The organism is Thermosynechococcus sp. JY1331, from assembly GCF_031583475.1.
Classification (GTDB): Bacteria; Cyanobacteriota; Cyanobacteriia; order Thermosynechococcales; family Thermosynechococcaceae; genus Thermosynechococcus.
The window spans coordinates 1963973-1989154 of record NZ_CP134180.1 but is presented as its reverse complement, the minus strand read 5'-3'; the positions used below and the strand labels follow the sequence as shown (position 1 = coordinate 1989154).

41 protein-coding genes are annotated in these 25182 nt (G+C 54.0%); 13 read left to right on the top strand and 28 right to left on the bottom strand.

Annotated elements, in window-relative coordinates; translation table 11 throughout:
• Positions 1 to 4: 4 nt before the first annotated feature.
• From rplQ to rplC, 26 genes are read right to left on the bottom strand one after another with little or no spacing between them, the layout of a single operon-like run.
• On the bottom strand, positions 5 to 355 hold the full coding sequence (gene rplQ, locus RHJ31_RS09775) for a 50S ribosomal protein L17 (RefSeq protein WP_206201503.1): 351 nt from the start codon (positions 353 to 355) through the stop codon (positions 5 to 7).
• Positions 356 to 377: 22 nt separating this feature from the next.
• Entirely contained in the window at positions 378 to 1343 is a 966-nt protein-coding gene (locus RHJ31_RS09770) for a DNA-directed RNA polymerase subunit alpha (protein WP_302676461.1), read from the bottom strand.
• A 29-nt stretch (positions 1344 to 1372) separates the two neighbouring features.
• Complete coding sequence (gene rpsK, locus RHJ31_RS09765; protein WP_011055959.1) at positions 1373 to 1765, bottom strand: 30S ribosomal protein S11; 393 nt, start codon at positions 1763 to 1765, stop codon at positions 1373 to 1375.
• Between the two features lie 42 nt (positions 1766 to 1807).
• Positions 1808 to 2188: a 30S ribosomal protein S13 gene (gene rpsM / locus RHJ31_RS09760; RefSeq protein ID WP_024125578.1), complete on the bottom strand. Its 381-nt coding sequence runs from the start codon at positions 2186 to 2188 to the stop codon at positions 1808 to 1810.
• A 33-nt stretch (positions 2189 to 2221) separates the two neighbouring features.
• Positions 2222 to 2335 (bottom strand): 50S ribosomal protein L36, encoded by a 114-nt coding sequence (rpmJ, locus tag RHJ31_RS09755; RefSeq protein ID WP_011055957.1) that lies wholly within the window; start codon positions 2333 to 2335, stop codon positions 2222 to 2224.
• A 60-nt stretch (positions 2336 to 2395) separates the two neighbouring features.
• On the bottom strand, positions 2396 to 2620 hold the full coding sequence (gene infA, locus RHJ31_RS09750; RefSeq protein WP_011055956.1) for a translation initiation factor IF-1: 225 nt from the start codon (positions 2618 to 2620) through the stop codon (positions 2396 to 2398).
• Positions 2613 to 3200: an adenylate kinase gene (locus RHJ31_RS09745; protein ID WP_302676460.1), complete on the bottom strand. Its 588-nt coding sequence runs from the start codon at positions 3198 to 3200 to the stop codon at positions 2613 to 2615. The genes infA and RHJ31_RS09745 overlap by 8 nt, the downstream gene beginning before the upstream one ends.
• Positions 3200 to 4510, bottom strand: a complete 1311-nt coding sequence (secY, locus tag RHJ31_RS09740; RefSeq protein ID WP_206201506.1) for a preprotein translocase subunit SecY — start codon at positions 4508 to 4510, stop codon at positions 3200 to 3202. Before secY ends, RHJ31_RS09745 begins: the two co-directional genes overlap by 1 nt.
• Before the next feature lie 12 nt (positions 4511 to 4522).
• Entirely contained in the window at positions 4523 to 4987 is a 465-nt protein-coding gene (rplO, locus tag RHJ31_RS09735; protein ID WP_206201507.1) for a 50S ribosomal protein L15, read from the bottom strand.
• A 13-nt stretch (positions 4988 to 5000) separates the two neighbouring features.
• Positions 5001 to 5525, bottom strand: coding sequence for a 30S ribosomal protein S5 (gene rpsE, locus RHJ31_RS09730; protein ID WP_011055952.1), 525 nt, complete (start codon positions 5523 to 5525; stop codon positions 5001 to 5003).
• An 11-nt stretch (positions 5526 to 5536) separates the two neighbouring features.
• The gene (gene rplR, locus RHJ31_RS09725) at positions 5537 to 5899 is read right to left on the bottom strand and encodes a 50S ribosomal protein L18 (protein WP_302676459.1); all 363 of its coding nucleotides are present in this window, start codon (positions 5897 to 5899) and stop codon (positions 5537 to 5539) included.
• Complete coding sequence (rplF, locus tag RHJ31_RS09720) at positions 5900 to 6463, bottom strand: 50S ribosomal protein L6 (RefSeq protein ID WP_206201509.1); 564 nt, start codon at positions 6461 to 6463, stop codon at positions 5900 to 5902.
• An 18-nt stretch (positions 6464 to 6481) separates the two neighbouring features.
• Positions 6482 to 6883, bottom strand: a complete 402-nt coding sequence (rpsH, locus tag RHJ31_RS09715) for a 30S ribosomal protein S8 (RefSeq protein ID WP_149817898.1) — start codon at positions 6881 to 6883, stop codon at positions 6482 to 6484.
• 29 nt (positions 6884 to 6912) lie between these two features.
• Positions 6913 to 7458: a 50S ribosomal protein L5 gene (gene rplE, locus RHJ31_RS09710; RefSeq protein WP_206201510.1), complete on the bottom strand. Its 546-nt coding sequence runs from the start codon at positions 7456 to 7458 to the stop codon at positions 6913 to 6915.
• Between the two features lie 57 nt (positions 7459 to 7515).
• Positions 7516 to 7869: a 50S ribosomal protein L24 gene (rplX, locus tag RHJ31_RS09705; RefSeq protein ID WP_225901675.1), complete on the bottom strand. Its 354-nt coding sequence runs from the start codon at positions 7867 to 7869 to the stop codon at positions 7516 to 7518.
• Positions 7869 to 8237, bottom strand: a complete 369-nt coding sequence (rplN, locus tag RHJ31_RS09700; protein ID WP_149817900.1) for a 50S ribosomal protein L14 — start codon at positions 8235 to 8237, stop codon at positions 7869 to 7871. The genes rplX and rplN overlap by 1 nt, the downstream gene beginning before the upstream one ends.
• Before the next feature lie 12 nt (positions 8238 to 8249).
• Positions 8250 to 8498, bottom strand: coding sequence for a 30S ribosomal protein S17 (gene rpsQ / locus RHJ31_RS09695; RefSeq protein ID WP_011055945.1), 249 nt, complete (start codon positions 8496 to 8498; stop codon positions 8250 to 8252).
• Positions 8498 to 8710, bottom strand: coding sequence for a 50S ribosomal protein L29 (gene rpmC / locus RHJ31_RS09690; protein WP_206201511.1), 213 nt, complete (start codon positions 8708 to 8710; stop codon positions 8498 to 8500). The genes rpsQ and rpmC overlap by 1 nt, the downstream gene beginning before the upstream one ends.
• A gap of 2 nt (positions 8711 to 8712) precedes the next feature.
• Positions 8713 to 9144: a 50S ribosomal protein L16 gene (gene rplP, locus RHJ31_RS09685; protein ID WP_149817904.1), complete on the bottom strand. Its 432-nt coding sequence runs from the start codon at positions 9142 to 9144 to the stop codon at positions 8713 to 8715.
• 14 nt (positions 9145 to 9158) lie between these two features.
• The gene (gene rpsC, locus RHJ31_RS09680; RefSeq protein WP_149817906.1) at positions 9159 to 9875 is read right to left on the bottom strand and encodes a 30S ribosomal protein S3; all 717 of its coding nucleotides are present in this window, start codon (positions 9873 to 9875) and stop codon (positions 9159 to 9161) included.
• 12 nt (positions 9876 to 9887) lie between these two features.
• Positions 9888 to 10256 (bottom strand): 50S ribosomal protein L22, encoded by a 369-nt coding sequence (rplV, locus tag RHJ31_RS09675; RefSeq protein WP_011055941.1) that lies wholly within the window; start codon positions 10254 to 10256, stop codon positions 9888 to 9890.
• A 30-nt stretch (positions 10257 to 10286) separates the two neighbouring features.
• The gene (gene rpsS / locus RHJ31_RS09670; protein WP_011055940.1) at positions 10287 to 10565 is read right to left on the bottom strand and encodes a 30S ribosomal protein S19; all 279 of its coding nucleotides are present in this window, start codon (positions 10563 to 10565) and stop codon (positions 10287 to 10289) included.
• A gap of 22 nt (positions 10566 to 10587) precedes the next feature.
• Entirely contained in the window at positions 10588 to 11454 is an 867-nt protein-coding gene (gene rplB, locus RHJ31_RS09665) for a 50S ribosomal protein L2 (RefSeq protein ID WP_302676458.1), read from the bottom strand.
• A gap of 11 nt (positions 11455 to 11465) precedes the next feature.
• The gene (locus tag RHJ31_RS09660; RefSeq protein ID WP_206201513.1) at positions 11466 to 11768 is read right to left on the bottom strand and encodes a 50S ribosomal protein L23; all 303 of its coding nucleotides are present in this window, start codon (positions 11766 to 11768) and stop codon (positions 11466 to 11468) included.
• Entirely contained in the window at positions 11761 to 12393 is a 633-nt protein-coding gene (rplD, locus tag RHJ31_RS09655) for a 50S ribosomal protein L4 (protein WP_302676457.1), read from the bottom strand. The genes RHJ31_RS09660 and rplD overlap by 8 nt, the downstream gene beginning before the upstream one ends.
• Positions 12394 to 12409: 16 nt before the next feature.
• Complete coding sequence (gene rplC, locus RHJ31_RS09650; protein ID WP_206201515.1) at positions 12410 to 13048, bottom strand: 50S ribosomal protein L3; 639 nt, start codon at positions 13046 to 13048, stop codon at positions 12410 to 12412.
• A 367-nt stretch (positions 13049 to 13415) separates the two neighbouring features.
• Here rplC and tgt point away from each other — a divergent pair, with 367 nt between their 5' ends.
• The 7 genes from tgt to RHJ31_RS09615 all read left to right on the top strand — a co-directional run bounded on the left by tgt (position 13416) and on the right by RHJ31_RS09615 (position 18968).
• Positions 13416 to 14552: a tRNA guanosine(34) transglycosylase Tgt gene (tgt, locus tag RHJ31_RS09645; protein WP_302676456.1), complete on the top strand. Its 1137-nt coding sequence runs from the start codon at positions 13416 to 13418 to the stop codon at positions 14550 to 14552.
• Positions 14536 to 15009: a DUF2752 domain-containing protein gene (locus RHJ31_RS09640; protein WP_302676455.1), complete on the top strand. Its 474-nt coding sequence runs from the start codon at positions 14536 to 14538 to the stop codon at positions 15007 to 15009. The genes tgt and RHJ31_RS09640 overlap by 17 nt, the downstream gene beginning before the upstream one ends.
• Positions 15010 to 15012: 3 nt before the next feature.
• Complete coding sequence (locus tag RHJ31_RS09635; protein WP_149817921.1) at positions 15013 to 15984, top strand: bifunctional 2-polyprenyl-6-hydroxyphenol methylase/3-demethylubiquinol 3-O-methyltransferase UbiG; 972 nt, start codon at positions 15013 to 15015, stop codon at positions 15982 to 15984.
• Between the two features lie 86 nt (positions 15985 to 16070).
• Positions 16071 to 16502: a BLUF domain-containing protein gene (locus RHJ31_RS09630; RefSeq protein ID WP_206201518.1), complete on the top strand. Its 432-nt coding sequence runs from the start codon at positions 16071 to 16073 to the stop codon at positions 16500 to 16502.
• Position 16503: 1 nt separating this feature from the next.
• Positions 16504 to 17001, top strand: coding sequence for a DUF177 domain-containing protein (locus RHJ31_RS09625; RefSeq protein ID WP_302676454.1), 498 nt, complete (start codon positions 16504 to 16506; stop codon positions 16999 to 17001).
• Positions 16998 to 18497 (top strand): AAA family ATPase, encoded by a 1500-nt coding sequence (locus RHJ31_RS09620; RefSeq protein ID WP_302676453.1) that lies wholly within the window; start codon positions 16998 to 17000, stop codon positions 18495 to 18497. The genes RHJ31_RS09625 and RHJ31_RS09620 overlap by 4 nt, the downstream gene beginning before the upstream one ends.
• A gap of 3 nt (positions 18498 to 18500) precedes the next feature.
• Positions 18501 to 18968: an SH3 domain-containing protein gene (locus RHJ31_RS09615; protein WP_302676452.1), complete on the top strand. Its 468-nt coding sequence runs from the start codon at positions 18501 to 18503 to the stop codon at positions 18966 to 18968.
• 3 nt (positions 18969 to 18971) lie between these two features.
• Here RHJ31_RS09615 and RHJ31_RS09610 read toward each other — a convergent pair whose 3' ends face one another.
• Complete coding sequence (locus tag RHJ31_RS09610) at positions 18972 to 19406, bottom strand: hypothetical protein (protein ID WP_302676451.1); 435 nt, start codon at positions 19404 to 19406, stop codon at positions 18972 to 18974.
• A gap of 15 nt (positions 19407 to 19421) precedes the next feature.
• Here RHJ31_RS09610 and RHJ31_RS09605 point away from each other — a divergent pair, with 15 nt between their 5' ends.
• The 6 genes from RHJ31_RS09605 (at position 19422) to RHJ31_RS09580 (ending at position 24024) form a co-directional block, all read left to right on the top strand.
• Entirely contained in the window at positions 19422 to 19547 is a 126-nt protein-coding gene (locus RHJ31_RS09605) for a hypothetical protein (protein WP_302676450.1), read from the top strand.
• Positions 19548 to 19549: 2 nt separating this feature from the next.
• Positions 19550 to 20914 carry a UDP-N-acetylmuramoyl-L-alanine--D-glutamate ligase gene (murD, locus tag RHJ31_RS09600; protein ID WP_206201522.1) on the top strand — a complete coding sequence of 455 codons (1365 nt, stop codon included), beginning with the start codon at positions 19550 to 19552 and terminating at the stop codon, positions 20912 to 20914.
• The gene (locus RHJ31_RS09595; RefSeq protein ID WP_225901677.1) at positions 20911 to 22083 is read left to right on the top strand and encodes an AI-2E family transporter; all 1173 of its coding nucleotides are present in this window, start codon (positions 20911 to 20913) and stop codon (positions 22081 to 22083) included. The genes murD and RHJ31_RS09595 overlap by 4 nt, the downstream gene beginning before the upstream one ends.
• Positions 22084 to 22087: 4 nt before the next feature.
• Positions 22088 to 22765, top strand: a complete 678-nt coding sequence (locus tag RHJ31_RS09590; protein ID WP_206201524.1) for a hypothetical protein — start codon at positions 22088 to 22090, stop codon at positions 22763 to 22765.
• 2 nt (positions 22766 to 22767) lie between these two features.
• On the top strand, positions 22768 to 23568 hold the full coding sequence (locus RHJ31_RS09585; protein ID WP_206201525.1) for a DUF1838 domain-containing protein: 801 nt from the start codon (positions 22768 to 22770) through the stop codon (positions 23566 to 23568).
• A 303-nt stretch (positions 23569 to 23871) separates the two neighbouring features.
• Complete coding sequence (locus RHJ31_RS09580; RefSeq protein ID WP_206201526.1) at positions 23872 to 24024, top strand: hypothetical protein; 153 nt, start codon at positions 23872 to 23874, stop codon at positions 24022 to 24024.
• Between the two features lie 11 nt (positions 24025 to 24035).
• Here the strand turns inward: RHJ31_RS09580 and RHJ31_RS09575 are convergent, their stop codons facing one another.
• Positions 24036 to 25052 carry an aspartate-semialdehyde dehydrogenase gene (locus RHJ31_RS09575; protein WP_302676449.1) on the bottom strand — a complete coding sequence of 339 codons (1017 nt, stop codon included), beginning with the start codon at positions 25050 to 25052 and terminating at the stop codon, positions 24036 to 24038.
• Between the last annotated feature and the right edge of the window lie 130 nt (positions 25053 to 25182).

Below are 25182 nucleotides of genomic sequence, written 5' to 3'. Positions count from 1 at the left end.
CCTGCTACACCAGTTCAATGACCGCCAATTCGGCATTATCACCTCGCCGCCGCACACTGCGGATAATGCGGGTATAGCCACCCTTGCGATCGCCATAGCGCTCTGGAGCTTGGGCAAACAGAGCATGCACCAGTTGCTTATCGTAGAGATAGCCAAGAGCACGCCGCCGTGCCGCCAAGGAGCCATCCTTTGCCAAGGTGATCATCCGCTCCGCCTCTGCGCGTACCGCCTTTGCCCGCGCTTTGGTGGTGGTAATGCGGCCATGGCGAATCAATTCAGTGGTCAGTGCCCGCAGCAGTGCTTTTCGTTGATCGGCTGGCAGTCCTAGCTGGGGAACCCGACGTTGGTGACGCATAGACAAACCTCATTCAATCTCTCTAGTTACGGGCAGCTTTTTGGGGCGGTAGCGTAATTCCCAAGTGTTTTTGCAGTGCTTCGATCACTTCCTCGGCAGACTTTTGACCGAAGTTTTTGATCTCCAGTAGCTCTTCTTGGGAATACTCAAGGAGGTCAGCGACCGTATTGACTTGGGCACGCTTGAGACAGTTGTAGGCACGCACCGACAAATTGAGTTGCTCAATGGGAATTTGTCCCGTTTCGTCATGCTCATCGGTGGTGGTGGCCTCAGAGGTGTGCAGGGGCACTTCCTTCAAGGGGCTAAAGAGATCGACGAGAATCGTTGCCGCCTGATTGAGGGCATCTTGGGGGGTCAAGCTGCCATTCGTCCAGATTTCCAGCTTTAGATAGTCTTGGAGCTGGCGATCGCCCTCTGCACCCGCACTGCGCACCGAATCAACGGTATAGTTGACCCGCCGCACGGGCATAAAGACCGCATCCAATTGCAGATAGTCCAAGGCAAGGCGATCGTCCCGTACCCGCTCCACCGAGCGATAGCCGCGATCCCGTTCAATCTTGAATTCCATCTCCAAGGTTGCCCCCGGCATCAGCGTGGCAATATAGTGGTTGGGGTTGACCACCTCCACTTCAGAGCCAAGTTGCACCATACCAGCAGTAACCGTCAATGGCTCATTCTCAGGGGCTTGGGCAAAAAGGCGACCCATTTGGGGTTCTGAGGTGTGGCTGCGAATCACCAACTGCTTCATTTGCAGCAAAATGTCCATGACATCTTCGCGCACACCAGGAATTGTTGAAAACTCATGATTCACACCGGCAATGCGCACCGCTGTCACGGCACTACCGGGTAAGTTGGCAAGAAGAACCCGCCGCAGGGCATTCCCCACCGTAATCCCTTGACCGGGGGCGAGGGGGTGCAGCGCAAATTGGCCGTACTGCCCTTGATCCTCCTCAACCCGTGTTTCCAAACATTCAATTTGATATGCCATAGCTGTGCTCCCAAGTGACCCAAACCAACCTAAACCCGCCGCCGTTTGGGAGGACGGCAACCATTGTGGGGAATGGGGGTCACATCCCGAATGAGGGTAATTTCTAGACCTGCGGCTTGCAATGCCCGAATCGCTGTCTCGCGACCGGAACCGGGACCACTCACCATGACCTCAATTTGCCGCATTCCCTGATCAATGGCACGGCGAGCTGCATTATCAGCAGCAGTTTGAGCTGCAAAGGGTGTGCCTTTTTTGGCACCTTTGAAACCACTGGAGCCAGCAGAGGCCCAAGCAATCACCTCACCATTGGGGTCGGTAATTGAGACAATCGTGTTATTAAATGTGGACTGAATGTGGGCAACGCCACTGGGGACATTGCGCTTTTGCTTACGAGGGCCAGAGCGTTTTGCAGAGGGTGCCATAATCTATCCAAACCGTGAATCAGGTAGCAGGAGCGGAAAAATTTATTTCTTAGCAGCGGGTTTTTTCTTACCCGCCACAGTGCGGCGACCACCACGACGGGTGCGAGCATTGGTACGGGTGCGCTGACCCCGAACCGGCAATCCAAGGCGATGCCGCCGCCCGCGGTAGCAGCCAATGTCCATGAGCCGCTTGATATTCATGGCCTCGAGACGGCGCAGATCCCCTTCCACTTGGTACTCGTCAATCGCAGCCCGCAGTGCCGCAATATCGGCATCCGTCAAATCGCGAGTGCGGGTATCTGGGTTAACACCCGTTTTTGCCAAAATTTCCTTGGAGCGGGTCAAGCCGATGCCATAGATGTAGGTGAGGGCAATTTCAATGCGTTTGTCGCGGGGTAAATCAACACCAGCAATACGAGCCATGAATCTAGTTCCTATGTGTGCAACAACAGTGGGTTACCCTTGGCGCTGCTTGTGCTTCGGATTGGTGCAGATCACCATGACCCGACCACGTCGCCGAATGACGCGGCATTTTTCACAAATACGCCGTACCGATGCTCTTACTTTCATATCAGTTGCTCATGTAGTCGCAAATTTTATATCTTAGCAGAGTGGCCAACAAAGATCAAACTACTTTTTGCGCAGGCGATAGGTAATCCGCCCTTTGGTCAGGTCATAGGGGGTCAATTCCACCTTCACGCGATCGCCCGGCAAAATTTTGATGTAGTTGCGGCGAATCTTACCGGAAATATGGGCAAGGACATTAAAGCCATTGTCCAGATCCACCCGAAACATGGCGTTGGGCAATGACTCGGTCACTGTCCCTTCAATTTCAATAGCATCCTGTTTAGACACGGTTCACCTCCCCAATACGTGCTTGAATGGCAGCAGTTACCTCTTCGATCGTACGTGTTCCATCAATGTGCACAAACTTGGGATGACTCATGTACTGTTGAATCATCGGTAGGGTTTCCCGCTCATAGACCTGTACCCGCTTGAGGATGGTTTCAGGGGTATCATCGGAGCGCTGCTGACCATTGGCCGCTTGCTTGGCACGATTGAGGGCGCGTTCCTGGAGAATCGCAGCAGGCACATCTAAGAAGAGCAAGTAATCATAGTCTTGGTGAATGCTTTTGAGCATCTCCTCAAAGACTGCTGCTTGTACCACATTGCGGGGAAAACCGTCCAAAAGCCAACCCGCAGCCGTATCTGGCTGTTGCAAGCGATTGGCCACCATATCCACAATCACCTGATCCGGTACCAGTTCACCGCGATCCATGTAGCTTTGAGCCTGTTGACCGAGGGGGGTGCCCGCAGCTCGCTCTGCCCGCAGAATATCCCCTGTAGAAATATGGGGAATCCCCAAAAGTGTGGTCAGAATTGCTGCCTGTGTCCCTTTGCCCGAACCAGGGCCGCCAAACAAAATTAAGCGCATTACTGCTTCACCATCCCCTCATAACGTTGTGAAATCACATAGGTTTGAATCTGTTTTGAGGTGTCAATGGCCACCCCCACCAAGATCAACAGGGAGGTCGCCCCCAGCCCTTGAAATGTTGTTACTTTGGTTGCACTTTCGACTGCCGTGGGAATAATCGCCACCAGACCCAAAAAGATCGCCCCTAGGAATGTCAGGCGGTTGAGAACCCGCTCTAGGTAATCAGAGGTGGCTTTCCCCGGTCGAATTCCCGGAATACTAGCGCCCATCTTTTTCAGGTTTTGGGACATATCCACAGGGTTGACAATCAAAGAAGCGTAAAAGTAGCTAAAGAAAAGAATCAAGAGCAAGTAGAAAATCACATATGCCCATGGGGTAGGGCCTGCGGGGGAAACATAGCTGGCCAGTCGTGCCACGAGTTCGTTGCGGGTAAACTGCGCCAAGGTGGAAGGGAGAATGAGTACCGCTGAGGCAAAGATAATTGGCATCACCCCCCCTTGGTTTAAGCGCAGGGGCAGGTAACTGGTTTGCTCGCGGTAGAGTTTGCGCCCCACTTGGCGACGTGCCGAAACAATGGGGATGCGGCGAGTCCCCTCTTGCACAAAGACAATGCCGACAATCATGGCCAAAAAGACAGCCACCAAAATAACGATGCCGCCAATATTGCCCCCACTTTCGGCGAGGGCGATCGTCTGACCCACTGAGGCAGGCAAGTAGGCAACAATGCTCAAAAAGATCAAGAGTGAGGCTCCATTACCCACGCCCCGCTCAGTAATCAATTCCGAAATCCACATCACCACCATTGAGCCAGCGGTCAGGCCAAGGACAATTTCAGCAACAAACCACGCCCCCGGATGCAAAGCCGCACCGGGAATGGAACTCACAAAAATGGCAATGCCAAAACTTTGCAGAACTGCCCAGCCCACAGCCACGTAGCGAGTAATTTGGGAAATTTTGCGGCGGCCGGCTTCTCCCTCATCCTTTTGCAGCCGCTCCAAGGAGGGGAGAGCAGCAGTCAGCAATTGCATGATGATGGAGGCGTTAATATAGGGCAGAATGCCGAGGGCAAAAATCCCAAGGGCAGAGAGGCCACCGCCTGAAAAGATGTCGAGGAAGCGAATCACGGCATTATCTTGGACGCTCTGGGCAAAAACGGCGCGATCGATCCCTGGAATGGGTAGATAAATCCCCAGCCGTACCAAGATCAATAGCCCAATGGTGATCAGGAGTCGCCCCCGTAGACCAGCCGCTTGAGCCATCTGCATAAAGGTTTCTTGGGCAGTGGGTGCCTTGCCGCGATTCACAATCATATTGGGGTTCCTCTATTCACTGTCGGCAGCAACGGAGGTCTCCACACATACCCCACCAGCGGCTTCAATCTTGCTGCGGGCACTGCCACTAAAGGCAGCGGCATGAACCTCCAGCTTGACGTTTAGCTCACCATCCCCCAGCACTTTGAGGGGATATTTGGCGGTGGTGAGAATGCCAGTCTCAAGGAGAGACTCAACCGTCACTACACTATTGGCGGGTAGGGTATTGAGACGACCCACGTTGATCGTAGTGTAAACCTTCCGGTTGACGAGGGGAAAGTGCTTGAGTTTGGGGAGACGACGGTAGAGGGGGTTTTGACCGCCTTCAAAGCCGGGACGGGTGGGGCGACCCGAACGGGATTTTTGCCCGCGCATCCCAAAGCCACCACTTGCCCCTTGACCTGCGGCAATGCCCCGACCAATCCGCCGTTTGCGTCGTCGCGATCCCGCTTGGGGGTGCAGATCTTGAAACCGCATGGACAACTCCTACCTATTTGCTATAGAGGTTTTCAATGGGGATTTCCCGCTCCTCGGCAACTTCTTGGAAGGTGCGCAAGGCCGCAAGGGCTTCGAGGGCGGCGCGGGCATTGTTGAGGGGGTTGCTGGAGCCTAGTTGTTTGGCCAGCACGTTGCGTACCCCTGCTAGTTCCAGAACGGTGCGCACAGAGCCACCAGCAATTACCCCGGTTCCCGGTGCAGCGGGGCGAATCATGACGCGGGCAGCACCGCCTTCGCCAAAAGTGGGGTGGGGAATAGAGTTGGATTTGGTGATCGGGACATCAATCAGGTGCTTTTTGCCATCGGCCACACCTTTGCGCACCGCACCAATGACATCGGCAGCTTTACCGACGCCCACACCCACTTGGCCACGCTCGTTGCCAACAACCACAATGGCGCGGAAGCTCAGTTTCTTACCGCCTTTGACTACTTTGGAGACGCGGCGGATCTGGACGACCCGCTCTTGCCAGTCGGTTTCTTTTTCAACTTTGCGGGGGTTTTTACGACGATTTGCCATCGGGTCATCCTCTAAAAGTCTAGTCCAGCTTCACGGGCGGCATCCGCCAAGGCCTTGACACGACCATGGTAGATATTGCCACCGCGATCAAAGACAACGCGCTCAATGCCAGCGGCTTTGGCACGCTCTGCAATTAGTCGCCCCACTTCAATAGAGGCGGCACAGGTGCTGCCATCCCCCAGCTTTTGCCGCAGTTCTGGCTCAACACTGGAAGCGGCCACAAGGGTATGGTGCCGGGTGTCATCAATCACCTGAGCATAGATATGCTGATGGGAACGAAAGACAGCGAGGCGGGGGCGATCGCTGGTACCTTTGACTTTGCGGCGAATGCGCTGATGCCGACTTTGGCGAGCCGCAGTACGAGTTTGTTTCATCTATTTCTTCCCTGTCTTACCAACTTTACGACGCACAAATTCACCCATATAGCGAATGCCCTTGCCCTTGTAGGGTTCAGGGGGACGTACGGCGCGAATACGGGCAGAGGTGTTGCCGACTAGTTCTTTATCAATGCCACTGACAAGGACAATCGTGCCCTGCTGCACTTTTTTACCTTGGTTGTCCTCAATTTCTAGGGTAATGCCCTCGGGTGGCACAATCTCAACGGGGTGGCTGTAGCCCATACTGAGAACAAGGGTTTTGCCTTGGAGTTGGGCGCGGTAACCAACCCCTTGAATTTCCAGCTTTTTCGTAAACCCTTGGGAGACGCCTTCCACCATGTTGGCCAATAGCGTGCGGCAGAGGCCGTGGCGTTCTTTAGCAGGTCGAGAATCATCGCGGCGTTTGACAACAATATTTTCGCCCTCTTGGGCAACATTCACCTCGGGCGGCAAAACCCGACTGAGTTGACCCTTGGGGCCTTTGACCGTGACCTGCTGCCCGTCTAGGGTGAGGGTGACATTCTTTGGCAGGGGGATGGGACGCTTGCCAATACGAGACATGTGGGACTTCCTCCGAGCTTACCAAACGTAACAGAGTACTTCGCCGCCAATGCCCTGCTTCCGTGCCTCGCGATCAGTCATGATGCCGCTAGAGGTGGAGATGATGGCAATGCCGATGCCACCGAGCACCCGGGGCAACTCACGGGAATTGGCATAGACGCGCAGACCGGGTTTGCTCACCCGCTTGAGCGCAGTAATAATCGGCTGGCGCTGCTTGCCGCGATATTTTAGGGAAACCACAAGATGCCGTTTGATGCCGTCCCCTTGCTCTTCAAAATCGCGAATAAACCCTTCCGCTTTCAGCACCTGCGCAATACTGCGGGTCATGCGCGTGGCCGGAATGGTGGTGGTTTGATGACGCGCAAGGTTTGCGTTGCGGATGCGAGTTAGCATATCGCCAATCGTGTCATTTACTGCCATAGTTGCTCCTTAAAAATCTGCCTCCGGCGTTAGTTCTCACGGAACGGCATGCCCATTGCTTTGAGCAGGGCGCGTCCTTCTTCATCAGTATTGGCAGTGGTGATGATTGAGACATCCATGCCGCGAATTTGATCAATGTCGTCGTAGTTGACTTCGGGGAAAATCAGTTGCTCGCGCAAACCTAGGGTGTAGTTGCCCCGGCCATCAAAGCTTTTGGGGTTGACACCGCGAAAGTCACGGATCCGTGGCAGTGCCAAGTTAATCAAGCGATCCAAAAAGGCATACATGCGATCGGATCGCAGCGTCACGGCCACACCAACGGGCATGCCTTTGCGAATTTTGAAGCCAGCGATCGCCTTCTTGGCGCGGGTGACCACGGGCTTTTGTCCCGTAATCGTGGCAATTTCGGCAATGGTGGCTTCAAGGGCTTTGGCATTTTGCGCCGCTTCCCCCAGACCGCGGTTGACGGTTATTTTGACAATCTTGGGGACTTGGTGAATGTTTTTGTACTGAAACTGCTGCATGAGCTGCGGCACAACGGTTTTGTTGTAGTGATCTTTGAGGCGTTGGGACATGGGGCTTCTCCTAGGGGCATTCTCTGGGCTGGGTCAGAGAGGGAAAACGGGTTAGACCTAATCAATGATTTCGCCAGTTTTCTTGAGCATCCGCACCTTACGGCCATCTTCGGTGTAGGTGTAACAGATGCGGCTGGCCACGTTGTGCTTGGTGGAGTAGAGCATCACTTTACAACTGTAGATGGGAGCCTCCTTGGTGATGATTTGGCCGGATTCTCCCTCTTGGCGGGGCTTCACATGTTTGGTTTTCAGGTTCACCCCTTTGACAATCACCTGACTGGTTTTGGGGAAGACCGCAAGGACTTCGCCGACTTTAGCTTTGTCGCTGCCAGCGATGACTTGAACCGTGTCCCCTTTTTTCACGTGCATGCGATAGCGCACTGGCTTTTTGTTTGCTTTCTTGGCCGCCATTAGAGTACCTCCGGTGCCAATGAAACAATTTTCGTAAAGTTTTTATCCCGCAGTTCACGAGCCACAGGACCAAAGACACGGGTACCACGAGGGTTACCCTCTTGGTTGATCAAAACAGCGGCATTGTCATCAAAGCGAATGCTCATGCCACTTTCACGGCGGATGGTTTTGCGGGTGCGCACAATGACAGCGCGAACCACATCGGATTTTTTCACTGCCATATTGGGGGTGGCATCTTTGACGGTGGCAATGATCACATCGCCGACACTGCCGTAGCGACGGTTACCGCCGCCGAGCACACGGATGCAGAGGAGCTTTTTGGCGCCGCTATTGTCGGCAACGTTGAGATAGGTTTCCTGTTGAATCATGGCTGGCTCTCCTTAGGCAGTGCGAGGACTGAGAATCTCGGCAATGACCCAACGCTTGGTGCGACTCAGGGGACGGGTTTCCCGAATGCGCACGCGATCGCCCACTTTGGCTTCGTTATTTTCATCATGGGCTTTGTAGCGGCGGGTTTTGACGACAATTTTGCCGTACTTGGGGTGGGGGGCGCGGTTTTCGACGGCAACGACGACGGTTTTTTGCATTTTGTCGCTGACGACGACGCCAACACGTTCTTTAACTGCCATTAGTCTTGGCCTCCACTGCGGCGACGTTCATTCTCAAGGGTTAAAAGCTGTGCCAACTCGTGGCGCAGATGCTTAAATTGATGGGGCTTGACCTCTTGGCGGGTGGCTTTTTTGAAGCGGAGATCAAAGAGTTCTTTTTTAATGGCGGCAATGCGATCGCTCACCTCTTGATCACTCAGTTCCCGCAGGTCTTTCATTTTTGTCAGTGCCATTCTTAACCCTCCTGTTGTTCCTCTTCTTGATTGCGCACCAGAAAACGGGTCTTGATCGGCATTTTGTAGGCAGCAAGGCGCATGGCTTCGCGGGCAACCGCCTCCGGCACACCGGCAATTTCATACATAATGCGACCGGGTTTGACCACTGCCACCCAGTATTCCGGTGAGCCTTTCCCTGACCCCATCCGCGTTTCGGCAGGCCGCATTGTCACGGGCTTATCGGGGAAAATGCGAATCCAGATTTTGCCACCGCGGCGGATATAGCGGGTCATGGCACGACGGCCAGCCTCAATTTGCCGTGAGGTGATCCAAGCGGGTTCAAGGGCTTGAAGGGCATAGTCGCCAAAGTGGATAGAGTTACCGCGACTGGCAACCCCCGTCATGCGACCCCGCTGCTGTTTGCGAAATTTTGTACGCTTTGGACTTAACATCGCTGGCTTCCCTGTTAGTTAGAGCGATTTTCAAATTGGGGTAGGCGGCGTTGGGGACTGCGGCGACTGGGTTCCCGTGTTACGGCTTCGGTTTGTCCCGGCAGTACCTCACCTTTAAAGATCCACACTTTCACGCCCAAAATGCCGTAGATTGTGCGGGCGGTGCGGTAAGCATAGTCAATGTCTGCCCGTAGGGTATGCAGAGGAACGCGACCCTCCCGTGTCCACTCGGTACGGGCAATTTCCGCCCCATTCAGGCGACCCGCCACTTGGACTTTGATCCCCTCAATGCCTGCTCGCTGTGCCCGCTGAATGGCTTGGCGCACGGCGCGTCGGAAGGCCACCCGTCGCTCTAGTTGCTGGGTGATGTATTCCGCCAAGAGGCTGGCCTCAGCATCGACACGGTTGACTTCCACCACGTTCACTTTGATCGTGCGGTTGCTAGGGAGCATCTGCCGCAGTTGCTTGCGCAGTTCCTCAATCCCTTGGCCGCCTTTACCAACGACGACGCCGGGACGAGCGGTGCGAATTTGCAACTCCACTTGATCCGCTTTGCGCTCAATGCGCACTTCCGCAATGCCAGCGTTGGCCAGTTGCTTGTTAATAAACGTGCGGATGCGGTGATCCTCCTGTAATAGCTCAGGATAGCGATCGCTATCGGCGTACCAGCGGGAGCGATGTTCTTGTGTAATGCCGAGGCGAAAGCCAATTGGGTGAATCTTCTGTCCCACGGTGGTATCCTTCTACGATTCGTCAGCAGTGTTTTGGGGCGCCACAGCAATCGTGATGTGGCAGGTGGGCTTGCGAATTTGGTAAGCGCGGCCCTGGGCGCGAGGGCGAAATCGCTTCAGGCAAGGCCCTTGATCGGCATAGGCTTGACTAATTACCAAGGTGGCGGGATCCAAGCCTAAATTGTGGGTGGCATTGGCCGCCGCCGATCGCAAGACCTTTGTAATCGGCTCACAGGCACGATAGGGCATAAAGCGCAGCATAATCAGGGCATCGCGGTAGGTGCGACCCCGCAGTTGATCCAGTACCCGCCGCACCTTGTGGGGCGACATGCGGACATACTTGGCGCAGGCACGGGCAGTAGGAGAAGAGGTAGAAACCATAGACGGCTATCCCAGACGCGAACAAGAGAATCAATGGCGGGCTTTTTTATCGCCCTTAACATGACTGCGGAAGTTGCGGGTGGGGGCAAATTCCCCCAGTTTGTGACCCACCATCTGCTCAGTGATGTACACGGGCACGTGCTGCTTGCCGTTGTGGACGGCAATCGTGTGGCCAATCATTTCTGGCACAATCGTTGAGGCACGCGACCACGTTTTGATCACTTCCTTGGCATTGCGCTCATTGAGGGCTTCAATCTTGCGTAAGAGATGATCCGCCACAAAGGGGCCTTTTTTTAATGAACGTCCCATAACCTAACTTCTCCGCAAAAACCTAAGACTGACGACCACCGCGACCCCGCTTGGAAGACTTCTTACGACGCCGCACGATGAGAGCATCGCTGAGTTTTTTCTTCTTGCGAGTTTTGTAGCCAAGGGTGGGTTTACCCCAAGGCGTGACAGGCCCAGGACGACCAATGGGGGCGCGTCCTTCACCCCCACCGTGGGGGTGATCCACCGGATTCATCACCGAACCGCGCACCTTCGGACGACGACCTTTCCAGCGATTGCGACCCGCTTTCCCTAAGCTGATGTTGTTGGCTTCAACATTCCCCACTTGGCCAATGGTGGCATAGCACTCCTTGCGGAAGAGCCGCACTTCACCCGAGGGAAGCTTGAGGGTGACCATATCCCCTTCTTTGGCCACTACTTGTGCCATCGCACCAGCAGCTCGCACCATTTGCGCACCGCGACCGGGGATAATTTCCACATTGTGCACACTGGTACCCAAGGGAATTTTGCCCAGAGGAAGGGAGTTACCCACTTCAATAGGGGCATCGGGACTGGCAATAACCTCGGTGCCGGGGGTCAAATCTCGAGGATGGATGATGTAGCGTTTCTCGCCATCGCGATAGTGGAGCAGGGCAATGCGAGCATTGCGGTTGGGATCGTACTCCACGGTTGCCACTTTGGCGGGGACATTGAGCTTGCTACTGCGGCGAAAATCCACAATACGATAGCGACGCTTGTGGCCACCCCCCCGCCGCCGACTGGTAATGACACCGCGATTATTGCGGCCTTTGTCGCGCTTGAAGCCACGGGTCAGCGACTTTTCGGGCTTGTCGGTGGTAATTTCAGCAAAGTCAGAAACAGTTTTTTGGCGAACGCCGGGGGTGTAGGGTCGGTAAACGCGAATGCCCATGATCTACTCCGTTAAACTTCGGGGAAGAGAACGATCTTGCTGTCGGGGGCAAGGGTGACGATCGCCCGCTTGTAGCGAGGACGATGACCAACAAACCGACCCACACGGCGCTCTTTAGGGGGCAGATGATAGGTATTCACTGCTGTAACTTTGACGTTAAAGAGTTCTTCAATCGCAGCCTTGATTTGCGGTTTGGTGGCGCGCCGGTCCACATCGAAGCTGTATTGATTGTTTTCCAATAAAATCGTGGCCTTCTCTGTGATGATGGGGCGCTTGATGAGATCCGCAAGAGCGCGGGGTTGGACTTTAGTCACCGTACACCTCCTGAATTTTGGCGATCGCGCCAGTGGTGGCAACAATGCGATCGGCATAGAGTAAATCAAAAACATTCAATTGATCGGCACGCAGGAGTTTCAGGGTGGGCACATTTCGCGCCGAGAGTGCCACCATTTCGGCAATGTCTTCCACCAGTAGCAGCACCTTTTGCTCTGGCTCAATGCCCCAGCGTTGCAGCGCCGTCACCAGTTCCTTGGTTTTGGGACGGGGCAAGTGATCGGCAAAGTCTTGAACCACAATCAAGTCTTCAACGCGGCTCATCAGGGCTGTGCGCAGGGCAAGCCGCCGCTCCTTACGATTCATTTTTTGGCTGTAGTCGCGGGGCTTAGGACCAAAGATCACACCGCCCCCCCGCCAGAGGGGAGAACGAATCGAACCAGCACGGGCACGCCCTGTTCCTTTTTGCCGCCAAGGTTTGCGACCGCCGCCGCGCACTTCGGCACGGGTTTTGGTGGAAACGGTTCCCTGCCGAGCATTGGCTAACTGCCGCACAAGGGCACGATGAACAATATGACTGGCGGTTTCAGGTTTTGCCGTCGTTAGATCAAGGGTGGCTTCACCACTGTCGGCACCCTGCCAGTCTTTAACCACACATGCAACCATAACTACTCTCCAGCCCTTATTTGCGACCGACAACCTTGGCGGGGGTAATGCTCACCAGTGCCCCCGGTTTACCCGGTAGTGCCCCTTTGATCAGGATTAAGTTGCGCTCAGGATCAACGCGCACCACCTGCAATTTGCGAATGGTGACTGCCGTATTGCCCATGCGACCGGCCATCCGCTTGCCGGGGAAAACCCGACCCGGGGTGGTTCCTGCCCCAGTGGAACCGGGCAGACGGTGGTTTTTCGAGCCATGCGCCATTGGACCGCGCTTAAAATTGTGGCGTTTTTGATAGCCCGCAAAGCCTCGGCCAATGCTGGTGCCGTGGACATCCACAAGCTGCCCCGGACTAAAAATATCAACGGTGATGGCCTGACCCAATTGATAGGCAGAGGCATCTTCGAGGCGAAATTCCCGCAGATGACGCATGGGGGGCGTTTGCGATTTGTTGAGGTGGCCGCGCTCGGGGCGACTCAGGTTTTTCTGCCGCACTTCGCCGTAGGCCACTTGAATGGCCGTGTAGCCGTCGGTTTGGGGGGTTTTGATTTGTGTGATCGGACACGGCCCCGCTTGTACCACCGTAATGGGGACAGATCGACCCGCCTCGTCAAAGATTTGGGTCATGCCCAACTTTGTCCCTAAAATACCAACTGTCACGATCGCGTTCCTTAAAAATACGAATCACAACAAAACAGCGAGAGGCAGCCCGTAGGCTACACCTCGGCAGATTCCTACAGTTAGGAATGGTGGATTGACCCAGCAGTTACACGGTCAAGACGATGACGCTCAAGGCGCATCCATCGTTGATCAAGGACAGGCGCAGGTAAAGATGGCAAGGCTATGATTGCAAGTTGCGAACACGCTGCCACCCCTGGATCAGTGGAACCAAGGACTTAAGGGGGTTGAGGCGATCGCGCCCACTCAGTATCCGTTTTTGGTCACAAGTTTTAATCATAGATCAGCGATTGTGGGTTTGTCTAGGCATTTGGTAACATTTTTTACGCCTTCTTGTGGATCCAGCAGCGTGTTTGAATTTGTCTGCCAGCAGGACTGTGCCCATACCCAAGCGCGGGCAGGCCTGTTTCACACCCCCCATGGCGCAGTGGCAACGCCGCGTTTTATGCCCGTGGGTACTTTAGCGAATGTGAAAACCCTCACCCCAGAACACCTCAAGGCGGCGGGCGCTCAAATGGTTTTGGCCAACACCTACCATTTGCACCTGCAACCGGGGGAAGACATTGTGGCCGCAGCGGGGGGGCTGCACCGTTTTATGGGCTGGTCAGGGCCAATTCTCACGGATTCGGGGGGGTTTCAGGTCTTTAGCCTCAGCGAAATGCGGCAAATTTCCGATCAGGGGGTGGTGTTTCGTTCACCCCACGATGGTCAAATCATTGAACTGTCACCCGAGCGGGCGATCGCCATTCAAGAGGCCTTGGGGGCAGATGTGATCATGGCCTTTGATGAGTGCCCCCCCTATCCTGCAAGCCGGCAGGCAGTGATCCAAGCGACGCAACGCACCCTGCATTGGCTAGAGCGCTGCATTGCTGCAAAGCAACGATCCGATCAAGCCCTCTTTGCCATTGTGCAGGGGGGAGTGTATGCCGATCTGCGGCGAGAATGTGCTGCGGCGATGCTGCCCTATGACCTGCCGGGCTATGCCATTGGTGGCGTGAGTGTGGGGGAACCCAACAGTGCCATGCATGAAATTGTGGCGGTGACGGCTCCCCTCTTGCCTGCCCATAAGCCACGTTATTTGATGGGGGTGGGAACTCACTTAGAAATGTTGCGGGCGATCGCTGCCGGGGTCGATCTCTTTGACTGTGTGATTCCCACCCGCTTGGCCCGCCACGGCTGTGCCATTGTCCAAGGGCAGCGCTGGAACCTAAAAAATGCTCGCTTTCGCCGCGATTATGAACCCTTGGATCCCACCTGTCCCTGCTATACCTGCACCACCTTTAGCCGAGCCTACCTAAGTCATTTAGTGCGTGCCAAGGAGCTACTGGCCTACACCTTACTCTCGATTCATAATGTGACGGAACTGATTCGGTTCACCCAAGCAGCACGCCAAGCCATTTTAGAGGAGCGATTTGTGGCGTTTGCGGCAGAATGGGAGCAGCGACTGTTGGTGAATGCCGAGGAACCGGATGCTGCGCTTCTCTGATGCCGTTTTATCGAAACAGGAACGCTTGAGCCGCTGGGGCTTTTTGGGACTGACCACAGCACCTTTAGTGGGAGCGGCACTCTTTAACCATACGGGGACGCCGCCTTTTTTACTTTGTCTTTTTCGAGCAACAACGGGTATTCCCTGTCCAGGCTGCGGTCTGACCCGTTCCTTTATGGCGATCGCTCGCGGCAATGTTGAAGATGCCCTGAGAATGCATCTCTTTGGCCCTGTGCTCTTTCTCGCATTTACGGTGATGGCGGTTTTTATAGGCCTAGAGCTGAAAACTGGCCGGCGATTGCAGCACACCCCCTTTCGCTACATCAATGAACGCATTCAAAACTGGTGGTGGCTAGGGGTGATTTATCTTGGCTACTATGGTTTGCGGCTGTACAGCCTATTTCACACCGGGGAATTTTATATCAATCCCCTAAAAAACATCTTTCTGAGGAGTTAATCAATGACTATCTCCATTCATTACGTTGATCCCAAGACGAAAGCACCACTTAGAAAGGATCATACTGCGTACTATAGTGAGACGGGTTCTGTTTATCCAATTGTTAATCAGATTCCTAGATTTGTAGATTCAAGCCAAAACTACACCCAAAGTTTTGGTCTGCAATGGAATAAGTTCTCAAAAACACAAATAGATGATACAGATCAAAAACAATCTGAAACTCGATTCTTTGCAACAACAAACTGGCAGCCTGAGGAGCTTGCTGGCAAAAGTATTTTAGAAGCCGGTTCTGGTGCAGGTAGATTTACACGGGTTATCCTAGAAAAAACGTCTGCTTATCTTTGGAGTTTTGATTATTCAGAGGCGGTTGAGGCAAATTGGCAAAATAATTCTGATATTGCTGGCGGAAGATTACACCTATTTCAGGCGAGCATCTATGACATCCCTTTGCCTGAAGCCTCTTTTGATAAGGTGTTTTGTTTTGGGGTTCTACAACATACACCTGACTTTGAAGAATCTGTAAAAAATCTGATTAAATACGCAAAAATCGGTGCTGAGATTGTGGTTGATTTCTATCCGATTAAAGGTTTTTGGACAAAAATACACGCAAAATATCTTTTAAGACCCTTGACAAAAAAGATGTCACACCAAGCTCTGTTGAATTTAATTGAGAAGAATATTGATGGTTTAATTACGTTATTTGATTTTTTAGTGAAAGTTAAACTAGGCGTACTGACTCGATTTTTACCAATTGTTGATCTACGAACAATTCCTAGTACTGTGGATCAGCAAAAACGCCGTGAATGGGCAATTTTAGACACCTTTGATATGTTCTCGCCGGAGTATGACAATCCCCAAAGAATAAAAGATGTTGCTGCTATGTTTGAACGTCACGGCGCTAAGGTTACTTTTGCCGGATTTGTCAAATCAAGCGCTGGCACTAGCGCAGTGGTCAGAGGCGTTCGCGAAACTTAAAGTAAAGATCACGGGAGTCGTCTTTAGCAAGGGTCCCTTTCATGGGATATTGAAATCGGTTGTGTGCGATCGAGAACCGGAGACCCATGAGATTACATCGCTTGCTTTATCTCAGTTGTGCCACAGATGGCCTGTCCTACCCAGACCTGCGGGATATTATGGCCAAGTCAGAGGTGAACAATCTCCGCGATGGCATTACGGGAATACTGTGCTACGGCAACGGCATGTTTCTGCAAACCCTAGAGGGCGATCGCCAGAAAGTGAGTGAAACCTACGCCCGCATCCTCAAGGATCCCCGCCACCACAGCGCTGAGATTATTGAATTCAAAGCGATCGCAGAGCGCACCTTCATCAATTGGTCAATGCGTCTGGTGCAGTTGGGCGAGATGGACAGTGATAAAATTCGGTACCTGCGGTTAAAATACTCACCAGCAGCAACCTTTCAGCCCACCTCAATGACGGCTGAGCAATGTTTTCACTTCCTCAAAGAACTCTATGAAATGAGCCAAGGAACTTAGTGTGAGCGATGCCCACTGGCTAAGTATTCCCGATCTACTGCGGCTGCCCGCCCAGACCTATGAGTGGCGGGTGGATACCGATTTTCCAGACTTGGCAACGTTGACTCCCGTGCAAGGAATGGTGACTGCCAGTCACCGCCACACCTACTTAGAAGTCAGCGCCAGTGTGCAGACAATTGTCACCCTCTCTTGCGATCGCTGTTTGCAGTACTATAACCATCGCTTGGTGTGTACCACTACGGAACTCATTTGGCTTGCAGAAACCCCAGCCAGTCAGCCCGACGATGATCTGGTGGAAACCTTGCCCGCCAACGGTCGCATTGATCTTGCAGACTGGCTCTACCAGCAACTCTGCCTTGCCCTGCCCTACCCCCAATACTGTGACCCCAATTGTGGCGGTATTCACCCCCCTGTCCCTGCGGAACCCCCCATTGATCACCGCTGGGCAATGCTTGCGCAACTACAATCGGTTCTGGAGCGTTCGGAACCATCGCCGTGAGTGCTCAGTCTGACCTTGAACTGTTGCTGCGGGCACGCTATCCCCTGTTGTATGTGGCCACAACAGAGGAAGAACGCCTTGAGGCAACACTGCACACAATTAGCGATCGCCTGAATCAGCGCCCCATCTACATTTGGGATTTTGTGGAGGGGTATCAGGGCAATCCCAATGATCTGGGGGTCGCCAAGCGCAATCCCCTCAGTGCCCTTGAATTCGTCGAAAGACTGCCGCGACCGGCAGCGGCCATGATTCTGCTGCGGGATTTTCACCGCTTTATTGAGGATGTAGCGGTCTCTCGCAAACTGCGTAACCTCGCGCGGCAACTCAAGTCCCAGCCCAAAAACCTGATCCTGCTGGCTCCGACGGTGCAGTTGCCCCCGGAACTGCGGGATGTGATTACCGTTGTGGAGTTCCCTTTGCCCCAACGGGAGGAAATTCGCCTTGAACTGGTGAAGCTCTGTCAAAGCCTCGGCAACATTCCCGCAGAACCCATTCTCGATGAGTTGATCCGCGCCTGTCAGGGCTTGACCCTAGAGCGGATTCGCCGCGTCATTGGTCGGATCATTGCTTTGCACGGTGTGCTGGACGGCAGCCATGTGGATCTGGTCTTGGAGGAGAAACGGCAGATCCTGCGGCAAACCCAAATTCTCGAATTTTACCCCACCCAAGAAACGATTGCCGACATTGGTGGTCTTGATAACCTCAAGGAGTGGTTGCTGCGGCGCGGCGGTGCTTTTTCCGAGCGGGCACGGCGCTATGGGCTGCCCTATCCGCGGGGGGTGCTGCTAGTGGGAATTCAGGGCACCGGTAAATCCCTAGTGGCAAAGGCGATCGCCCACCAATGGCACTTGCCGCTGTTGCGATTGGATGTGGGGCGACTCTTTGGCGGCCTCGTGGGGGAATCCGAAGCACGTACCCGCGAGATGATTCAAATTGCTGAAGCCCTAGCCCCCTGCGTCCTCTGGATTGATGAGATGGATAAAGCCTTTGCGGGCATTGATGGCCGAGGGGATGGCGGTACCAGTAGCCGTGTTTTTGGCACGATTATCACTTGGCTAGCGGAGAAAACCTCTGCTGTTTTTGTTGTGGCCACTGCCAACAATGTGCAGGTCTTGCCCCCGGAACTGCTGCGTAAAGGTCGCTTTGATGAAATCTTTTTTGTCGGACTACCCAATGTGGATGAGCGGCGAGCGATTTTTGAAGTGCACCTCAGTCGTGTGCGGCGCGATCGCCTGCAAAACTATGATTTAGAGCGGTTGGCCTACGAAACCATTGACTTTTCTGGGGCTGAAATTGAGCAGTGTATCATTGAGGCAATGCACCTTGCCTTTAGCCAAGACCGCGACTTTACCACCGAAGATCTGCTGCACGCGGCCAGTGAGATTATCCCCTTGGCACGCACCGCCCGTGAGCAAGTGCACCAATTACAAGAATGGGCGGCCTCCGGGCGGGCACGGTTTGCCTCACGAATCCTGTCTCCCCCCACAGGGCGTTAGATCATGAAACCAGTGGTGCGTGTGCTGCAATGGCTCCTAGGAACCTTTTTGGGTTTAGGTCTGATTACCCTTGTGGCCACTGCTATCATTACACCCCTCGTCTTTAACTTGCTCTGGCCACCCCCCCGCCCCGAGGTCGAAGCACAAAATTCGCCACCGCCTACGCCACCAGAGTCGTCACCGAATTCCCCCTCACCCCCTCCTGAACCAACCCCGACCCCCTCACCGCAGCCAAACTCTGAAGGGCGGGTGATCTATGGCGATGGTTTACGGTTGCGCGATCGCCCCAGTCGCGAGGCAAATGCTCTGGGGGGTGTGGCCTTTGATGAAGTGGTGACGATCCTAGAGCGCAGTGAGGATGGGGAATGGCTGAAGATTCGCACCGCCAACAATCTTGAAGGCTGGGTACTGGCCTTTGGTGTGCAGGAAACAACAGCTCAATCCCCCACCTCCAGTGAGACACCCCAGTAGGCGCTATTGGGAAAATTCCTGCATTTGCTGAAACGAACGGTATTCGCGATCGCCACTCAGCCATTCCACGAGCGTGATTTTCACCCGCCCCCCCGCATTGGGAGTTGCCAGAAACTCCGCCTCCCCTTCGCTATTAATCACGCGATTGCGCAACTGGGTGGCGCCAGCTTCGAGCAACCGTTGACTGACTGGATCGTAGATTTCATAGTAAATCTGGACATTGCGCGCTGGTGTAGCCGTTTCATTGCGCACGCGCCCCGTCAGGCGGTGGTACCAGACACCCGCAATATTCTCGCTCTGCAATTGGACATCGGTGACGCGCACCACTTTGGGTGCTTCGCGACGGCGGGCGATCGCGGGCTTGCCTTCAAAAGACAAAAACCCGACACTAGTCGTCAACAGCAGACCGCAGAGCCAAATTGTGCGTAAGCTAGGCATTGTTCTCTACCCGGTGTGACAATAATAGAGTCTAAGACGCAACATTTAGCGGGAGCGATCGGCCTCATTGGCCTTGAGGATACCACCTTAGTGACCGCTGCCCCGAGTCTGTACCTGCTGGATTGGATTCACCCCACTTAACTATGCCAACTGTTCATGTGATTGGTCTTGGTCGCTCTGGCATCGCTGCTGCCCGTTTACTGAAACGTCAAGGCTGGCAAGTGGAGGTGAGTGATAGTCGTCAAACCCCTGCCCTACAATCGCAGCAGCAACTCCTAGAAGCCGAAGGCATTGCTGTTCAACTCAACTACGACTTTGATTTACAAACCCTCGCCAGTGTGGGTCTGCGTGTCCCAGCGGAAATTGTCATTAGTCCCGGTGTCCCTTGGCAGTCTCCTGCTCTGATTGCCGCTCGCCAAGCGGGCATCCCCGTTCGGGGGGAAGTGGAAATTGCTTGGCAGACCCTCGCCCATCTGCCGTGGGTATGTATTACGGGCACCAATGGCAAAACAACCACCACCGCACTCACTGCCGCCATTTTTCAAGCAGCGGGGTACAATGCTCCCGCCTGTGGCAATATCGGCAATAGTATTTGCGAAGTGGCTTTGACCGCTAGCGCCCTTGATTGGGTGATTGCTGAGATCAGTAGCTATCAATTAGAGTCTAGCCCCCCCCTGCAACCCCAATTTGCCCTTTGGACAACCCTCACACCAGATCACTTGGAACGCCACGGCACCCTCGACGCTTATGTCGAAACCAAAGCTCACCTCATGAATGGTGCGAAACAGGCGATCCTCAATGGGGATGATCCCTACCTGCGTCAGCACATGGTGAATCGTTGGCCGCAAGCTTGGTGGATCAGTACCCAAGGGGCGGCAGCCCTACCCAAGGGGATTGAACAGGGCATCTATATTGCTAAGGATCAAGTGTGGTTTCAAGATCAACCCCTGCTGCCCACCCATGTCCTGCAAATGCCGGGTCAACACAATCAGCAAAACTTTCTTCTAGCCGTGGCAACGGCTCATTTAGCCGGTATTCCTGCCGAAACAATTGCCAAAGCGGTGGCAGGGTTTGCCGGTGTGCCCCATCGTCTAGAGCGGATTCGCCAATGGCGACAGGTGGAGTGGATCAACGACAGTAAGGCCACCAATTATGACGCCGCCGAAATTGGGCTGCGTTCTGTGACAGGGCCAGTGATTCTCATTGCCGGTGGACAGGCCAAAAAGGGGGACGATCGCGCTTGGCTCAAGCTGATTCAGGAGAAAGCCGCTTGGGTGCTCTTGATTGGTGAAGCAGCACCGCAGTTTGCGCAGCGCTTAGAAGCCACGGGCTTTACAAATTATGAGATCATGGAGACACTGGATCGGGCAGTGGCGGCGGCTGCTGAACTGGTGACCCAGTACCCGATCAAAACCGTTCTCTTTTCCCCTGCCTGTGCCAGCTTTGACCAGTACCAGAATTTTGAAGAACGTGGTGATCACTTTCGTCAACTGTGCTTAGAGCTATGAGCCAATCTGCGGCCTCGGGTCACTGGTGGAATCGCCTCTCCATTGCCAGTCGGTTTCTGATTATTGGCTTGGCAGGGCCGATCCTGACACTGAATTTCTGGGCCTTTGCGACCATTCTCAAGTTTTTTGGGCCGCTGGTGGCGGTTCTGGTGCTGGCTTCCCTGTTTGCCTTTTTGCTGAACTATCCGGTGCGCTGGATGGAGGAGCAGGGAAATCCGCGAGGCCCCTCAGCCATTTTCGTCTTTCTGCTGGCCTTGGTACTGATTGCCATTATTGGCTTGGTGGTGGTACCCAATGTCTTTAATCAGGCACAACAGCTCATTGCCCGCTTGCCCGAATGGTTTAACTCCAGCCAACGGCGACTCTTGGAATTTGGCCAGTGGGTGGACTCCCTCAACCTGCCGGTAACGGTGGATGTGGATGCCCTTGCCAACCAACTCTTGGAAAAACTCAAGGATCAACTCCAAAGCTTGGCCCGTGAGGCTTTGAATTTAATCTTGGGCACCCTCAGCAGTGCGGTGGATGTGCTCATTAATCTGATTTTGACCGTTGTGCTCACGTTTTATTTGCTGCAGCATGGGGATGAATTGTGGGATGGCCTCCTCAGTTGGTTGCCAGATACGCTCCGCCCCACGGTTTCAGAAACGATACGCCGCAGTTTTGAGAGTTATTTCATTGGTCAGTTGGTGCTGGGGCTGTGCATGGGGATTGGCTTGACGACGATTTTCATTTTCCTCAAGGTGCCCTATGGACTGCTCTTTGGTGTCATTATTGGCGTGATGGCCTTGGTGCCCTTTGGCGGTACGGTGGGGATTATTTCAATTAGTTTGCTCGTCGCCCTTCAGGATGTGTGGTTGTCCCTCAAGGTGGCGGGATTTGCGTTTCTCTATCAGCAGTTTTTGGAGAATGTGGTTGCCCCTCGGATCATCGGTAGCTTTACGGGCTTAAATCCAGTCTGGGTTTTCTTGGCGATCCTGACTGGGGCTAGGGCTTCGGGGTTAGTCGGGGTTCTCATTGCGGTTCCGATCGCGGTAGTGATTAAAACGTTCTTGGTGAGTGTGCGATCGCGCCTCAATGCCGAGGATGTGGAGGAGACGGTCGCGTTGCCCAATAATCCACCCCCCTTGCCCCCTGTCTCTTCGTCAATGAAACCATCCTCAGTGGAGTAGAACGATGCTACGTGCCCTTCAACCCGGAGTTCTCACCTCCCTTGTGCTGATCAGTACCACAGCTGCCATTACCCTAGTCACGGCTTTTATTGGCTACCATTTGGGGCGAGAGTCATTGCGCGGTGTGTCCCAACCCGTCGTGAATCCGATTCTGGGCAGTGCCGTGAATGCCAATGATCAAACCCAAGGGGAGCGATCGCCCATTCTTGACGAGGCACAGATCATTGCCCAAACCAAAGCCCGCATTGCCGAAATGACTGAAGGTGCCAGCGATCGCGAGATTGTGCCTGCCCCCACCACTGCCAATGACCCCCCAGCAGCGGAACCGGCGACGAGTCGGACACTGCCCATTGTTGCTGAGGATAAGGGGGTGCGCCTAGAAATTAGCCATGTGGATACCATTGGCCAAGATTTAGCCCTGCACGTCAGCTTGAAAAACGACAGTAGCCAAGGGGTGCAGTTTATCTACACCTTTCTTGAAATCAAAAATGATAAAGGTACCCTTTTGAGTGCTCTCACCGAAGGCCTACCCACGGAATTACCCCCCGGTAGTGATCTGGTCAAAGGCACAATTTTGATTCCCAAAAGCCTCCTTGACAATGCAAAAACCTTGACCCTGCGCCTTGCCAGCTATCCGAATCAGGATGTGCAATTGCAGGCTGCCCATATTCCTGTGGAGTAGCCATGCCCGCCGCTGAATTTGTTCAAAAATGGTTGAGTGCTCGCGATTGGGTGCGGGTACGGGCAGATTTGACGGGCAAGACCACGTTTATGGCGTGGCAGGGAGCGGTGTATAGTTTTGTTCCCCAAGAGCGTCGCCGTCACCTCTTCAACATTGTTGGCATGAGTGCCGCTCGCTGTTTGCCCCATCCCGAGGGCGGGTGGTATTTTCTCTCCCGTGAATTGACGTTTTATCTGGATCCAGAAAAGCAATCCCTGTGCGATCGCTGGCACAATCCTTGGACAGAGGACGTGGTTCCCGTGATTCCCGTTGCTAATGATCCCGTGCAGGGGCTATTTCGCCGTGAGGTGCCTGCCCAAGTCAGTGAGCGAACCACTACGTTTCAGTTTGATCTATTTCCCTACTATGACAATCCCCTTGCGGGTGAGGAACGGTTTCAGGCCTACAGCCCCCAGCCGATCTACCAAGCGGCAGAACTCTTTAAGCTAACGGTGGCGACAGCCGATTTACAACAAGATACGGAGACGATTGCCGATGTCCATTTGTGTTGGAGTCGGATTGGGCCTTGGTTGCCTTGGATGAAGATGGGCGATCGCCCCGGTTATCTCATCTACAGTGCGACTGGCTGCAAAGCCCTGACCGTCGAAGACTTGCCCTCCCTCCTACAAGACCAATTAGAGCGACTGCCCCAATACCGTGAAGCCCCCACTGAATACCGCGAGGGTGCTGATATGACCTCTTGGCTGTATTTTCAGGAGCACTTTGAAGCCTATTTGGAGGGTGCACTGTTTCCAGTGACTTGATGAATACCAACCTGTCCCTATTCCTGTGGGGGCAGGCTAAAAAGCGGCAACTCGGTAAACTGTGGTTCTACAGGACGGGGTGAACGGGGGGTTGTTGGCGGAGCATGCGTTGACTGGGAATTTCGACGCGAAAGTGATCTCCCTCCAGAGAAATGGGAGCGCCAAAATTGCTCGCTGGCTTACTCATTGGGGATGCTACTGATACACGTCGTCGTGGGAGAGATTCAACTCTAGCTCTTTGGTAGTCTGCCCGACACCCTTGAGGACGAATGGATTGACAACATCGAGGAACTCGCAGACCTCATGGACAAGTACCTCCACCTACGCCAAGAAGCCCGCAATGCTTTTGAATTGCGCTATGAACGCCATGTCAGCGACGATCCCGATCAGTGGCGCAACTGTGCGCGGGTATTGGCACGGCAGGACATTCTCAATGTACTCAGTCAACCGTGGTAAGCTCTTTGGGCTTAGAGGAGTCCTTGGGCAATCAGAGATTCAGCAATTTGCACTGCATTCAAGGCTGCCCCCTTGCGAATTTGATCGCCACACAGCCACAGTTCAAGGGCATTGGGTTCAGAAATATCTTGGCGCAGCCGCCCCACTACCACTGGGTCTTTACCTGTGGCCTCTAGGGGCATGGGGAAATAATTGCGCTGCCAATCTTCAACAAACTGGACGCCTGCGGCCTGTTGCAGGCGATCGCGCGCCTCTTGCAGCGGAAAAGGCTCAAAGAACTCAACATTCAACGCTTCCGAATGGGCACGCAGCACAGGAACACGAACACAGGTGGCCGTTAGCCGCAACTCTGGGGCATGGAAAATTTTGCGGGTTTCATTGACCATCTTCATCTCCTCTTGGCAGTAGCCCTGCTCATTGAGGGGAGAATTGTGGGGAAAGAGGTTAAAGGCCAAGGGATAGGGAAAGGCCTCTGTGCGTGGTGGTTGCCCCTTGAGAATATCGAGGGCTTGATCCTTGAGTTCTTGCATGGCCTTTGCCCCCGCCCCACTGGCAGACTGATAGGTGGCCGCTACAATTCGCCGAATCGGTCGCACCTGATGCAAGGGCCATAGCGCAACCGTCATCAAAATCGTCGTGCAGTTGGGATTGGCAATGATGCCTTGGTGGGTTTTTAGATCTTCAGGGTTGACTTCGGGCACCACTAAGGGGACGTTGGGATCCATGCGATAGGCACTGGAATTATCAATGGCGATCGCTCCTTCCTGAACCGCAATTGGTAGCCACTGCCGTGACACACTTGCCCCCGCCGAAGCCAAAATCAAATCCAGTCCCTTGAGGGTCTCCTCACTCACCGCCTGCACAGGCAGCACTGTTTCCCCAAAGGAGAGGGTTTGACCGGCGGAGCGGGGCGAAGCCAACAGACGTAACTCTGCCACTGGAAACGACCGTTCCGCCAAAATGGCCAAAATTTCCGTGCCAACCGCACCTGTCGCTCCTAAAATGCCAACCCGTAATCCCTGTGCCAACGTTATTACTCCTAGGAAGATAAGCTCATTTTACGATCGTCGGGGATTGAGAAATTAAGAAAGCGTAGCATTTTGGAAATTTTACTGCCATATCTATAATGGCTATAGCCAATTTCCACCACAGCCTCTG